Here is a 13,165-nt window from a genome sequence, read left to right on the forward strand (position 1 = left end):
TATCTGAAAAGCCGCACAATGTTGCGGCTTTTTTTATACCCGCCGTTTACCTTAACTATGCTTAGCTAATGTTTTTCAAGGAGGTAGACCGTGAACATCATTGCCATTATGGGGCCGCACGGCGTCTTTTATAAAGACGAGCCCATCAAGGAGCTGGAGCAAGCCCTTCAGTCGCGCGGGTATCAGCTCATCTGGCCGCACAACAGCGCCGACCTGCTGAAGTTTATTGAGCATAACCCGCGAATCTGTGGCGTGATCTTCGACTGGGACGAATACGATCTGGAGCTGTGCAGCGAGATCAACAAGCTGAACGAATATCTCCCGCTGTATGCGTTTATCAATACCCACTCGACCATGGACGTCAGCGCGCATGATATGCGGATGGCGCTGTGGTTCTTTGAATATTCTCTCGGCGTGGCGGAAGATATCGCGACCCGCATTCAGCAGTACACGGGTGAATACCTCGATAACATTACGCCGCCCTTTACCCGCGCGCTTTTTACCTATGTGAAAGAGGGGAAATACACCTTCTGCACGCCAGGGCATATGGCCGGAACAGCCTATCAAAAAAGCCCGGTAGGATGTCTGTTCTATGATTTTTTCGGGGGCAACACGCTGAAAGCGGACGTGTCAATTTCGGTCACGGAACTGGGCTCTCTGCTGGATCACACCGGCCCGCATCTGGAGGCTGAGGAGTATATTGCCCGCACCTTTGGCGCTGAGCAGAGCTATATGGTGACCAACGGCACCTCGACCTCGAACAAAATCGTCGGGATGTACGCTGCGCCTGTGGGCAGCACGCTGCTGATTGACCGTAACTGCCATAAATCGCTGGCGCACCTGCTGATGATGAGCGACGTGGTGCCGCTCTGGTTATCCCCTACGCGTAACGCGCTGGGGATTCTCGGCGGCATCCCACGCCGGGAGTTCACGCATCAAACCATTGAAAAGAAAGTTGCGGCGATCCCTGGCGCAAGCTGGCCTGTTCATGCGGTGATCACCAATTCCACCTATGACGGCCTGTTATACAACACCAACTGGATCAAGCAGACGCTGGACGTGCCGTCGATCCACTTCGATTCTGCGTGGGTGCCTTATACCAATTTTCACCCGATTTATTCGGGTAAGAGCGGGATGAGCGGCGAGCGCGTGCCGGGCAAAGTGTTCTTCGAAACGCAGTCGACCCACAAAATGCTGGCCGCCTTTTCCCAGGCGTCTCTTATTCACATCAAAGGCGAGTACGACGAGGAGACCTTCAACGAAGCCTTTATGATGCATACCACCACTTCACCGAGCTATCCGCTGGTGGCATCTATCGAAACCGCGGCGGCGATGCTGCGCGGCAACCCGGGTAAACGCCTGATAAACCGCTCGGTGGAGCGGGCGCTGCATTTCCGTAAAGAGGTCCAGCGGCTGAAAGATGAGGCAGACGGCTGGTTCTTTGATATCTGGCAGCCGGAAGAGATCGACGAGGCCGAGTGCTGGCCCGTTGCGCCTGGGGAGAGCTGGCACGGCTTCCGCGATGCCGATGCGGACCACATGTTCCTCGATCCGGTTAAGGTGACGATCCTGACGCCAGGCATGGACGAGCAGGGTGTAATGGGTGATGAAGGTATTCCCGCCGCGCTGGTGGCGAAGTTCCTTGATGAGCGCGGCGTGGTAGTGGAGAAGACCGGCCCCTATAATTTGTTGTTCCTGTTCAGTATCGGGATCGATAAAACCCGGGCAATGGGTCTGCTGCGCGGGCTGATGGAGTTTAAGCGTGCCTACGATCTCAACCTGCGGGTGAAGAACATGCTGCCGGATCTCTACGCGGAAGATCCTGACTTCTACCGCAATATGCGCATTCAGGATCTGGCCCAGGGGATCCACAGATTGATCCGCCAGCACGATCTGCCGCGCCTCATGCTTCAGGCGTTTGACGTCCTGCCTGACATGAAGCTGACGCCTCACAAGGCCTGGCAGCGGCAGGTAAAAGGTGAGGTAGAAACCGTTGAGCTGGAAAATCTGGTCGGGCGCGTGTCGGCCAATATGATTCTGCCTTACCCACCGGGTGTACCGCTGCTGATGCCGGGGGAAATGATCACCGAGGAGAGCCGGGCAGTACTCGATTTTCTGCTGATGCTCTGTTCGGTGGGGCGTCACTATCCGGGTTTCGAGACGGATATTCACGGTGCGAAGCGCGATGAGCACGGCGTTTACTGGGTGCGAGTCCTAAAATAACGCTGACCGCTTGCCAGGTGCGGGTTCTCGGTTGTAACGTTCAGGCATCATAAAAAGGAGAAGCTATGCTGGGTTTAAAAGCGGTTCACCATATTGCGATCATTGCTACCGATTACGCGAAAAGTAAGGCCTTCTATTGTGACATTCTTGGCTTTACGCTGTTGAGCGAGGCCTACCGCGAGGAGCGTGACTCCTGGAAGGGGGATCTCGCTTTAAACGGGCAATATGTGATTGAGCTGTTCTCTTTTCCCTTCCCGCCTGCGCGCCCGTCGCGCCCGGAAGCCTGTGGACTGCGCCATCTTGCCTTCAGCGTTGATGATCTGGATAACGCAGTAAAACATCTGGAAGCGCGCGGCGTGACGTGTGAACCGATCCGTGTCGATCCCTTCACCGACAAGCGTTTTACCTTTTTTAACGACCCGGATGATTTGCCGCTGGAGCTTTACCAGCAGTAATGTTTGTCCTGTGTGATAATGCCCGCTCAGTTCGGGCATTTTTTATGTGTAATTTCCTATGACCTTACCCGCTATCGCACAAGCTGTTTCACCGTACCGCCAGCTGCTGGTGGGGTTTAGCGGTGGCCTGGATTCCACCGTTCTGCTCCATCGCCTGAAACGCTGGCGCGACCGGGAGCCTGACGTCCAGCTTCGGGCTATGCACATCCATCATGGATTAAGTCCTCACGCTGAGGAGTGGGTGGCGCACTGTGAAGCCTTGTGTGCGGCCTGGGCGATCCCGTTCATCGCTGAGCGCGTCACGCTCATTGATGAGGGGAAGGGCATCGAGGCACAGGCGCGGAAAGCCCGCTATGCCGCTTTTTCCGCGGCATTACTTCCTGGCGAAGCGCTGGTCACGGCTCAGCATCTGGACGATCAGTGCGAAACTTTTTTGCTGGCGCTTAAGCGGGGAAGCGGACCGGCGGGGCTGTCCGCCATGCCTGCACGATCTGAGTTTGCCGGGACGCAATTGCTGCGCCCGCTGCTGGGCGAGACGCGGGCGTCGCTGGAAGCCTGGGCGCGGGAATATCAGCTGAGCTGGATAGAAGACGAGAGTAACCAGGACGACAGTTACGATCGTAATTTCCTGCGCCTGCGCATCCTGCCGCTGTTGAGCGAGCGCTGGCCGCATTTCGCCGACGCGACAGCGAGAAGCGCCATACTGTGTGCTGAACAGGAATTGTTGCTGGATGAACTGTTGAGTGCGGATCTGGCTGACCTGATTTCTGAAGACGGAGCACTGGCGATAGCGCCCCTGGAGGCGATGAGCCCGGTGCGCCGCGCCGCACTGTTACGCCGCTGGCTGGCTACTCATCGTGCAGCGATGCCGTCGCGGGCGATGCTGAGCCGGATCTGGGACGAAGTCGCGCAGGCGCGGGAAGATGCTTCCCCCTGCGTGTATCTGAATGGTTTTGAGGTCAGGCGCTATAAAGGCAAACTCTGGCGGGTCAAATCCACGCCTTCACTGACTGAGGTGGTACTCGACTGGGCGTCGCCAGAGGTACCGCTGATATTGCCTTGTGATGCAGGGAGCGTCTCTTTGAGCCCATCCGGTCATGTGCGTCTGCCGAAGCCTGGTGAGCCGGTAACCGTACGCTTCAAGGCTGGTGGTTTGCTGCATATTGTCGGGCGCAACGGGGGACGGAAGCTTAAGAAGATATGGCAGGAGTGCAGCGTGCCGCCGTGGCGACGTGATACCACGCCACTGCTGTTTTACGGTGAAACGTTGATGGCTGCTGCCGGGGTTTTCATCACGGAAGAGGGATGGTCAGAAGAAGGGGTCAGTTTTGATTGGCAGAAAATGTAACGGGCAGCCAGGCTGCCCGTAAGTGTCATCAGGATTCGCTCACCACGACTGTGCCGATTTGCGGGTGGCTGAAGCTGGCTATTTTATCCAGACGTAGCTCACGCGTTGCACTGCCGTCTTCAACAACCAGATATTCCACGTTTTTACGTGAAACCAGATCGCTGGCTTTTGCCTTCAATACTTCGCCATCTTTTAGCTCCAGCGTCAGTATTAAATGATGCTGGCAGGCGAGTTCGAGGTTGTCATAGTCATCACAATTGATGGGTTGATAAGTATCATTCATCGACATAATCGCTCACCAGTAAATTCGCCGCAGCGTACGCTGCTTTTTCCCTGACCGACTCTGAAAGGCTCTCATCAGAGGCCACTTCATTAAGCACTTTCAATACACAGCCCAACGCGTCCGGGACATACCCCAGAGCTCCGCTGGCGATTTCCGCATACCGTTTGCGAATTAACTCACAATAATTATTCACATCCCCTCCCGCCAGCGCACTGACTTACTGTGAGATATCATTAAGCCTACGAAGATAAACTCGGTTTAGCAAGGTGACTATACCATACTCATTTAAGCAATATCAGCGCCTTGACAGGTGTGATTTATCACCGCGTGACAGCCTTTTGCCTCTGTTTTCGCTACAATGTGCCCCTGATTCGAATGGAGTTCTCTCATGGCGCTTAAAGCGACAATTTATAAAGCAGTGGTCAATGTGGCCGATCTTGATCGCAACCAGTTTCTGGATGCGTCGCTGACGCTGGCGCGCCACCCCTCCGAAACCCAGGAGCGTATGATGCTGCGCCTGCTGGCGTGGATTAAATACGCCAACGAGCGGCTGCAGTTTACCCGCGGCTTAAGCGCAGAGGACGAGCCAGAAGCCTGGCTGCGAAACGATCATCTGGGCATCGACCTGTGGATCGAGCTCGGTCTGCCGGACGAGCGTCGGATTAAAAAGGCCTGTACCCAGTCCGCTGAAGTGGCGTTATTCGCCTATAACCAGCGCGCGGCGGAGATCTGGTGGCAACAAAACAAGAATAAATGTGCGCAGTATAAAAATCTCACCGTCTGGTATCTGGATGATGAACAGCTGGCGCAGCTCAGTGGGTTTGCCGGCCGGACGATGGCCCTGCAGGCAACCATTCAGGACGGCGCCATCTGGCTCTCTGATTCTCAGAATAATCTGGAAATTCATTTGACGGCCTGGCAGCCTGCGTCATGATTGTTTTGTCCCGAAACGTCAGCATCCTTGATAATGAGCTGGAGATCACCGCCATCCGTGCTCAGGGGGCGGGTGGACAGCACGTCAATAAGGCGTCAACGGCGATCCATTTGCGTTTTGACATTCGGGCATCAAGCCTGCCAGAGTATTATAAAGAGAGTCTGCTTGCTGCCAGCCATCATCTGATCACCAGCGAAGGTGTGATTGTGATTAAAGCCCAGGAGTACCGCAGCCAGGAGTTAAACCGGGAAGCGGCGATAGCCAGGCTGGTGGCCGTTATTAAAGAATTAACAGCAGTACAAAAAAGCCGCCGGGCAACGCGGCCAACCCGCGCATCGAAAGAGCGTCGGTTGTCCTCGAAAGCCCAAAAATCCACAGTGAAAGCACTACGCGGTAAAGTTCGTCGCCCGATGGAGTGACGAAAGGGAACACACTTTTCATAAGGAATTCATTGTGAAAAAAGCATTATTTTCAGCGCTGGCAGTGAGTACGCTGTTTGCGCTTTTCGGGTGTAACAACCGTTCTGAAACGCAGGTTTTGCAGTCCTCGCAGAATGAAGCGTTAAAGCCTATGCAGCAGAGCTGGCGCGGCGTATTGCCTTGTGCAGACTGTGAAGGCATCGAAACGTCCCTGTTCCTGCAAAAAGACGGCACCTGGGTTATGAACCAGCGTTATCAGGGCGCTAAAGAACCCTCTTCGTTTGCGACCTACGGAACCTGGGCGCGTACGGCGGAAAAGCTGGTCCTGAGAGATACCACGGGTGAGAAAACGTATTTCCGCGCCAAAGGTGAGGGGATGGAGATGCTCGACCGCGAGGGCAACCCGATTGAATCCCAGTTCAACTATACGCTTGCGCCGGTGAAAGCGGCTCTGCCTGCTACGCCGATGCCAATGCGGGGTATGTATTTCTATATGGCGGATGCGGCGATCTTTACCGACTGTGCAACGGGTAAGAAAGTCAGCGTGGCGAACAATGCGCAGCTTGAACGTGATTACGCCGTGGCGCGTGGCAATGACAGCAAGCCGGTATTGCTGACCGTAGATGGTCACTTTACGCTGGAGCCAAACCCGGATAGCGGAGAGAGCGTGAAAACGCTGGTGGTGGATAAAGAGGCGAAATTTATCACAGGCAAAGACTGTAACAGTCAATAAGCTGACGATTATCCATTAAAAAACCCCGCCTGAGCGGGGTTTTTTGTTTAGCCTTTGATGGCTTTCACCAGGTAATCAAGAATATCGCCTGTCTTGATCATCTGTTTCTCGCCGCTACGACGGTATTTGTATTCGATCTCATCGCTGTCGAGGTTACGGTCACCGATGACCACCGTGTGTGGAATACCAATCAGTTCCATATCGGCGAACATCACGCCCGGACGCTCTTTACGGTCATCCATCAGCACTTCGATACCTTGAGCACGCAGCTCGGCGTACAGCTTCTCAGCCAGCTCCTGCACACGGTAGGATTTATGCATGTTCATTGGCAGAATCGCAACCTGGAACGGAGCGATATTGTCCGGCCAGACGATGCCGCGTTCGTCGTAGTTCTGTTCAATGGCCGCCGCGACCACACGAGTGACCCCGATACCGTAGCAGCCCATGGTCAGGATCTGGTTACGGCCATCTTCACCCTGAACGGCGGCGTTCAGTGCGCGAGAGTATTTGTCACCCAGCTGGAAGATGTGACCGACTTCGATACCGCGCTTAATCATCAGGGTGCCCTGACCGTCCGGACTTGGATCGCCTGCGACCACGTTACGGATGTCTGCCACTTCAGGCGTCGCCACGTCGCGATCCCAGTTAATACCGAAGTAATGTTTACCGTCGATGTTAGCGCCGGCGGAGAAGTCGCTCATCGCAGCAACAGTGCGGTCAATAACAACCGGAACCGGCATATTAACCGGGCCGAGAGAGCCAGGACCTGCATTGACCACGGCACGGATTTCCGCTTCTGTTGCAAACGTCAGCGGGCTCGCGACCTGCGGCAGCTTCTCTGCTTTCACTTCGTTCAGCTCGTGATCGCCACGCACCAGCAGGGCAACCAGCGGGTAAGCGCTGCCTTCGGTAGATTTCACCAGCAGCGTTTTGACGGTTTTTTCAATCGGCAGACCGAACTGCTCAACCAGCTCAGCAATGGTTTTCGCGTTTGGCGTATCAACCAGCGTCATCTCCTGCGTTGCAGCGCCACGTGGTTCTTTTGGTGCCAGCGCTTCTGCAAATTCGATGTTCGCGGCGTAATCTGAAGAGTCCGAGAAGATCACATCGTCTTCACCGCTCTGCGCCAGTACCTGGAATTCATGGGATGCGCTACCACCGATAGAGCCGGTATCAGCCTGCACAGCGCGGAAATCCAGACCCATGCGGGAGAAGATTTTGCTGTATGCCTCGTACATTTTGTCGTAGGTCTCTTGCAGCGATTCCTGAGAGGTATGGAAAGAGTAAGCATCTTTCATCAGGAATTCGCGGGAGCGCATCACCCCGAAACGAGGACGAACTTCATCACGGAACTTGGTCTGAATCTGGAAGAAGTTCAGCGGCAGCTGTTTGTAAGAGCTCAGCTCGTTACGGATCAGGTCGGTAATGACCTCTTCATGCGTTGGGCCGAGAACGAATGGACGCTCGCCGCGATCGACGAAGCGCAGCAGCTCTGGGCCATATTGTTCCCAACGGCCGCTCTCCTGCCACAGGTCAGCGGGCTGAACCACCGGCATGGACACCTCGATAGCACCGGCGTTGTTCATCTCTTCACGCACGATGTTTTCGACTTTTTTCAGGACGCGCACGCCGGTCGGCAGCCAGGTATATAACCCGGAGGCCAGCTTGCGGATCATCCCGGCGCGCAGCATCAGCTGATGGCTGATCACTTCGGCGTCGGCAGGCGTCTCCTTCAGAGTGGAGAGCAGATATTGGCTAGTACGCATGTTGTTACGGTTCCATTTCGACGATTGGAACAGGCTGAAACACCAGCCTGACACAAAAAAAGTGGTTTAGTTTACCAGTGTGGCAAAGATGCCAAAAGAGAGGAGAACAAAATTACCTGGGTTCAAGGGCAAACACTTCAAAACCTGCCCCGGCGACGCGCCAGCGCACGTTAAAATCCAGCAGCCAGACGGCGTATATTTTTCCTGCTTCCTCTTCTTTACGGTAGGCTGGACGGGGGTCCTGTGCCAGCACTTCGGTGATAAAATTCCGCAAACGAGGATAGCGCTTCTCCATCTGGCTAAGCTGCGAGGCGATCTCAGGGGTAAAAGAGACAGGCATATCCGCCTGCGGTGCATCCTGAGCATAACTTGCGCGCGCGTCCGGGAGCGCTTCCGCGAAGGGCAAATAGGGTTTGATGTCGATAACCGGCGTGCCGTCCACCAGGTCCAGACTGCCTAATTCCAGTATCACCCGATCTTTCTGACAACGTATGCCTTTCAGTTCAACCAACGACATCCCGATCGGGTTTGGACGGAAGGTCGAGCGAGTCGCAAATACGCCCATTCGCGCATTTCCACCCAGACGAGGAGGGCGCACGGTTGGTCGCCAGCCGCCTTCCATCGTCTGATGAAAGACAAATACCACCCATAAATGGCTAAATGCCTCAAGCCCGCGTACCGCATCGGCCTGGTTGTAAGGCGCCAGAAGATGAAGCTCGCCCCCGCCGCTGGTCACCAGACCCGGCTGGCGAGGCACGGCGAACTTCTCTTTATAGGGAGAGTGGATAACGCCTATCTGCTCAAACTGAAATGCACTCATTTCGCCGTAATGTTCAGCGCAGAACCGATGCAAACCGCCTGACGATAGCAGCCCGGCGTGCCGCTGGTGACTTCACAGCTGTGCAGCAGAACCGCGTTGGCTTTCATTTTGGCAGCGTTAATCTGCATGCGTTTACGCGCTGTCGGGATATTCGGCGGAGAGTCCTGATTGGTTGCCTGACAGGATTCACCGCTTACTTCACCCAGTTCACGGAACGGTTTACCGACGAGTTCGTCAGGTTTCGTGATAATGCGAACCGGCGCAGGGCGAACCACTTTCGGTTTCGCAGGCTCTGTTTTTGGCGGGGTTGCCGTGCTTTGAACAGGTTCAACAGGAGATCTGCTTAGCATAGAACAGCCGCTCAGCATGAGTGCTAAAAGACAGATCGGTAAAGCACGCATAATAATTCCTCAATGGATAATCAAAACGTCAGATATTGAATCAGTTGACTGCACAAATGACAAGACGGGCATAAGCCCGTCCTGATGATATTACACTGAGGTGAGATTACCAGCCTTTAACCGCGCCGCCGTTAAACACTTTGTTGGCTTCCTGGTAAACTTCGTCAGACTGATAAGCCTGTACGAACTTCTTCACGTTTTCCGCGTCTTTGTTGTCTTCGCGAGTCACGATCAGGTTAACGTACGGGGAGTCTTTATCTTCAACGAAGATACCGTCTTTCGCTGGCGTCAGGCCAATCTGGCTGGCGTAAGTGGTGTTGATAACGGCCAGAGCAATCTGCGCATCGTCCAGAGAACGTGGCAGCTGTGGGGCTTCCAGCTCAACAATTTTCAGATTTTTCGGGTTCTCGGTGACATCCAGAACGGTTGGCAGCAGGCCAACACCGTCTTTCAGTTTGATCAGGCCCACTTTCTGCAGCAGCAGCAGGGAACGACCGAGGTTGGTTGGGTCGTTAGGCACCGCAACCTGAGAGCCCGGCTGCAGTTCGTCCAGTGATTTAATTTTCTTGGAGTAACCGGCAATCGGATAAACGAAGGTGTTACCGACACCTACCAGCTTATAGCCACGATCTTTGATCTGCTGATCCAGGTAAGGCTTATGCTGGAAGGCGTTAGCGTCGATATCGCCTTTGCTCAGCGCTTCGTTTGGCAGAACGTAATCGTTGAAGGTCACCAGCTCAACGTCCAGGCCGTATTTCTCTTTCGCCACTTTCTGGGCAACTTCAGCAACCTGCTGTTCTGCACCAACGATAACGCCCACTTTGATGTGGTTTGGATCTTTTTCGTCCTGACCGCAACCCACCAGTGCCAGAGAGCCAATAAGCGCGCCTACTGCTGCAAAGGTCTTTAATTTAAACGCCATGTTTTATCCTTAACTCGTCGAGTTTGTGTTGTGTGTAACGTTATTTGTGAGTAACAGCCCGGACGATGCGATCGCCAGAGAACTGGATTAAGTAAACCAGCACAACCAGCAATACCAGAACGGTATTCATTACGGTAGCGTTATAACCAATATAGCCGTACTGGTAGCCAATCTGGCCTAAACCGCCGGCACCTACGGCACCGCCCATCGCGGAATACCCCACCAGAGTAATAAGCGTAATCGTGGCCGCGTTCACCAGGCCTGGCAGTGCTTCAGGCAGCAGTACCTTGCGGACGATCTGCATAGGTGTTGCGCCCATCGCACGAGAGGCCTCGATCAAACCCGTCGGGATCTCCAGCAGGGCGTTTTCCACCATACGGGCGATAAACGGCGCAGCGCCGACCGTCAACGGAACAATGGCCGCCTGCAGACCGATTGACGTACCAACGATCACGCGGGTAAATGGAATCATCCACACCAGCAGAATAATGAACGGGATGGAACGGAAGATGTTAACCAGTGCAGAGAGCGTACGGTAGAGCTTCGCGTTCTCAATGATTTGACCCGGACGCGTGACATACAGCAGTACGCCGACCGGCAGGCCAATCACAAAACCAAAGAAACCCGATACGAAGGTCATTGCCAGCGTTTCCCAAACGCCGCGAACCAGCAGCCACATCATCGGCTCAGACATAACCCAGTACCTCTACTTTTACGTGGTGTTCTTGCAGCCAGGCGATTGCCGCCTGGGTTTCTTCTTGTGTGCCGTGCATTTCCGTCAGCATGATGCCGAACTTCACGCCACCGGCGTAATCCATCTGGGCGCTGATAATGTTGTTGTTCACGTTAAAGCGACGCGCGGTTTCGGAAAGCAGAGGGGCATCAACGGACTGACCGGTGAACTCCATGCGCAGCATTGGGACACTGTCTGCCGCAGGTTCGGTTTTCAAACGCTCCAGATAATCTTCCGGAATATCCAGATGCAGAGTGGACTGAATGAACTGCTGCGCCAGCGGGGTCTTCGGATGGGAGAACACTTCGCTGACGGTATCCTGCTCAATCAGTTCACCGTTGCTAATGACCGCCACGCAGTCGCAGATGCGTTTCACCACATCCATCTCGTGCGTAATAAGGAGGATCGTCAGGCCGAGGCGACGGTTAATGTCTTTCAGCAGTTCCAGAATAGAACGCGTGGTAGCCGGATCCAGTGCGCTGGTCGCTTCATCACACAGCAATACCTTAGGATTGCTAGCCAGTGCGCGGGCAATCGCCACACGCTGCTTTTGACCACCAGACAGATTTGCCGGGTAGCTGTCATGTTTGTCACCCAGACCCACGAGGTCGAGCAGTTCGGTAACGCGACGCTTCACTTCTTCTTTCGGTGTGTTGTCCAGCTCCAGCGGCAAGGCGACGTTGCCGAAAACGGTGCGAGAAGCCAGCAGGTTGAAGTGCTGGAAGATCATGCCAATCTGACGACGCGCTTTGGTGAGTTCTTTCTCTGAAAGAGCGGTAAGTTCCTGGCCGCCAACTTCTACGTTACCCTGGGTTGGACGCTCAAGCAGGTTAACACAACGGATCAGCGTGCTTTTACCTGCACCCGATGCGCCAATGACGCCATAAATTTGACCAGCAGGAACATGCAGGCTGACATTGTTCAGCGCCTGAATGGTTCGGTTCCCCTGCTGGAACACTTTGGTGATATTGGAAAGTTTAATCATTAGATTATTTTTATCGTATGTAAGTTAGCCGTGGCATTTTGTTCTGCCAGATACGGGTGATGACCGTAAACAAAACGGATGTTAAGGCATCCAGACGTCTAAATCAATCCAACTCTGTACGATGAGCACTTTATTGCGCTGCGTTTCATGAGATACTAGCTCAACAGGCCTTTTTCAGGAGCAAACCGGTGGCAAAATCAGTACCCGCAATTTTTCTCGATCGTGATGGCACTATTAATGTGGATCACGGTTATGTCCATGAGATTGATGAGTTCGAATTTATCGAAGGCGTTATAGAGGCAATGCGCCAGCTGAAAGAGATGGGCTACGCGCTGGTGGTCGTAACGAACCAGTCTGGTATTGCGCGCGGTAAATTCACCGAAGCGCAATTCGAGACGCTGACAGAATGGATGGACTGGTCGCTGGCGGATCGCGGGGTCGATCTTGATGGCATTTATTATTGCCCACACCACCCTCAGGGAACCGTAGAAGCGTATCGCCAGACCTGTGATTGCCGTAAACCGCATCCGGGAATGTTTATCTCCGCGCAAGAGTTTCTGCACATCGATATGGCCGCTTCTTATATGGTGGGCGATAAACTGGAAGATATGCAGGCAGCTGCAGCTGCAGGTGTGGGGACCAAAATATTAGTGCGCACGGGTAAGCCTGTTACGCCAGAAGCTGAAAATGCCGCGGATTGGGTGATTAATAGCCTGGCCGATCTGCCAAAAGAGATTAAAAAGCACCAAAAATAGCCGTTCTGGTGAAAAGGTGAGCGGTCGAAATAAAAATGCATATTTCCACTTGTCATTCCTCGGCAGCTCCCTATAATGCGCCTCCATCGACACGGCAGATGTGAATCACTTCACAGACAGCCCGGTCGGTTGAAGAGAAAAAATCCTGAAATAACGGGTTGACTCTGAAAGAGGAAAGCGTAATATACGCCACCTCGCAACGGTGAGCGAAAGCCGCGTTGCACTGCTCTTTAACAATTTATCAGACAATCTGTGTGGGCACTCAAAGTGACATGGATTCTTAACGTCCTCGGACGAAAAATGAATACCAAGTCTCTGAGTGAACATACGTAATTCATTACGAAGTTTAATTCACGAGCATCAAACTTAAATTGAAGAGTTTGATCAT

15 protein-coding genes are annotated in these 13,165 nt (G+C 53.9%); 7 read left to right on the top strand and 8 right to left on the bottom strand.

Going from position 1 to position 13,165, the window contains the following annotated elements; all coding sequences use genetic code 11:
* Positions 1 to 90 precede the first annotated feature (90 nt).
* The 3 genes from L383_RS01240 (at position 91) to tilS (ending at position 4,026) form a co-directional block, all read left to right on the top strand.
* Positions 91 to 2,223, top strand: coding sequence for a lysine decarboxylase LdcC (locus tag L383_RS01240; protein ID WP_023332135.1), 2,133 nt, complete (start codon positions 91 to 93; stop codon positions 2,221 to 2,223).
* Between the two features lie 65 nt (positions 2,224 to 2,288).
* Complete coding sequence (locus L383_RS01235; protein WP_023332136.1) at positions 2,289 to 2,678, top strand: VOC family protein; 390 nt, start codon at positions 2,289 to 2,291, stop codon at positions 2,676 to 2,678.
* A gap of 58 nt (positions 2,679 to 2,736) precedes the next feature.
* A complete protein-coding gene (gene tilS / locus L383_RS01230; RefSeq protein ID WP_032629736.1) occupies positions 2,737 to 4,026 on the top strand; it encodes a tRNA lysidine(34) synthetase TilS in 1,290 nt (429 codons plus the stop codon).
* Between the two features lie 28 nt (positions 4,027 to 4,054).
* Here tilS and rof read toward each other — a convergent pair whose 3' ends face one another.
* Positions 4,055 to 4,315, bottom strand: a complete 261-nt coding sequence (gene rof, locus L383_RS01225) for a Rho-binding antiterminator (RefSeq protein WP_014882644.1) — start codon at positions 4,313 to 4,315, stop codon at positions 4,055 to 4,057.
* Positions 4,302 to 4,502, bottom strand: a complete 201-nt coding sequence (locus L383_RS01220; RefSeq protein WP_023332139.1) for a YaeP family protein — start codon at positions 4,500 to 4,502, stop codon at positions 4,302 to 4,304. Before L383_RS01220 ends, rof begins: the two co-directional genes overlap by 14 nt.
* 195 nt (positions 4,503 to 4,697) lie before the next feature.
* On the opposite strand from L383_RS01220, the gene L383_RS01215 reads away from it, so the two are divergent.
* Genes L383_RS01215 through nlpE form a run of 3 tightly spaced genes read left to right on the top strand, consistent with a single transcriptional unit; the run spans position 4,698 to position 6,395 of the window.
* Positions 4,698 to 5,243 (top strand): YaeQ family protein, encoded by a 546-nt coding sequence (locus L383_RS01215; RefSeq protein ID WP_023332140.1) that lies wholly within the window; start codon positions 4,698 to 4,700, stop codon positions 5,241 to 5,243.
* Complete coding sequence (gene arfB / locus L383_RS01210; protein WP_023332141.1) at positions 5,240 to 5,662, top strand: alternative ribosome rescue aminoacyl-tRNA hydrolase ArfB; 423 nt, start codon at positions 5,240 to 5,242, stop codon at positions 5,660 to 5,662. Before L383_RS01215 ends, arfB begins: the two co-directional genes overlap by 4 nt.
* Before the next feature lie 34 nt (positions 5,663 to 5,696).
* Complete coding sequence (gene nlpE / locus L383_RS01205) at positions 5,697 to 6,395, top strand: envelope stress response activation lipoprotein NlpE (protein ID WP_023332142.1); 699 nt, start codon at positions 5,697 to 5,699, stop codon at positions 6,393 to 6,395.
* A gap of 47 nt (positions 6,396 to 6,442) precedes the next feature.
* Here the strand turns inward: nlpE and proS are convergent, their stop codons facing one another.
* The 6 genes from proS to metN form a co-directional block, all read right to left on the bottom strand.
* Entirely contained in the window at positions 6,443 to 8,161 is a 1,719-nt protein-coding gene (proS, locus tag L383_RS01200) for a proline--tRNA ligase (RefSeq protein ID WP_023332143.1), read from the bottom strand.
* A gap of 112 nt (positions 8,162 to 8,273) precedes the next feature.
* A complete protein-coding gene (gene tsaA / locus L383_RS01195; RefSeq protein ID WP_023332144.1) occupies positions 8,274 to 8,981 on the bottom strand; it encodes a tRNA (N6-threonylcarbamoyladenosine(37)-N6)-methyltransferase TrmO in 708 nt (235 codons plus the stop codon).
* Positions 8,978 to 9,382, bottom strand: coding sequence for an Rcs stress response system protein RcsF (rcsF, locus tag L383_RS01190; RefSeq protein ID WP_023332145.1), 405 nt, complete (start codon positions 9,380 to 9,382; stop codon positions 8,978 to 8,980). The genes tsaA and rcsF overlap by 4 nt, the downstream gene beginning before the upstream one ends.
* Positions 9,383 to 9,488: 106 nt before the next feature.
* Positions 9,489 to 10,304 carry a methionine ABC transporter substrate-binding lipoprotein MetQ gene (gene metQ / locus L383_RS01185; RefSeq protein WP_014168729.1) on the bottom strand — a complete coding sequence of 272 codons (816 nt, stop codon included), beginning with the start codon at positions 10,302 to 10,304 and terminating at the stop codon, positions 9,489 to 9,491.
* Positions 10,305 to 10,344: 40 nt separating this feature from the next.
* Positions 10,345 to 10,998 (bottom strand): methionine ABC transporter permease MetI, encoded by a 654-nt coding sequence (locus tag L383_RS01180; RefSeq protein WP_003856130.1) that lies wholly within the window; start codon positions 10,996 to 10,998, stop codon positions 10,345 to 10,347.
* Entirely contained in the window at positions 10,991 to 12,022 is a 1,032-nt protein-coding gene (metN, locus tag L383_RS01175) for a methionine ABC transporter ATP-binding protein MetN (protein WP_023332146.1), read from the bottom strand. Before metN ends, L383_RS01180 begins: the two co-directional genes overlap by 8 nt.
* A gap of 188 nt (positions 12,023 to 12,210) precedes the next feature.
* On the opposite strand from metN, the gene gmhB reads away from it, so the two are divergent.
* Entirely contained in the window at positions 12,211 to 12,777 is a 567-nt protein-coding gene (gene gmhB / locus L383_RS01170; protein WP_014882651.1) for a D-glycero-beta-D-manno-heptose 1,7-bisphosphate 7-phosphatase, read from the top strand.
* The last annotated feature ends 388 nt before the right edge of the window (positions 12,778 to 13,165 follow it).

The organism is Enterobacter sp. MGH 37 (genome assembly GCF_000534515.1).
Classification (GTDB): domain Bacteria; phylum Pseudomonadota; class Gammaproteobacteria; order Enterobacterales; family Enterobacteriaceae; genus Enterobacter; species Enterobacter kobei.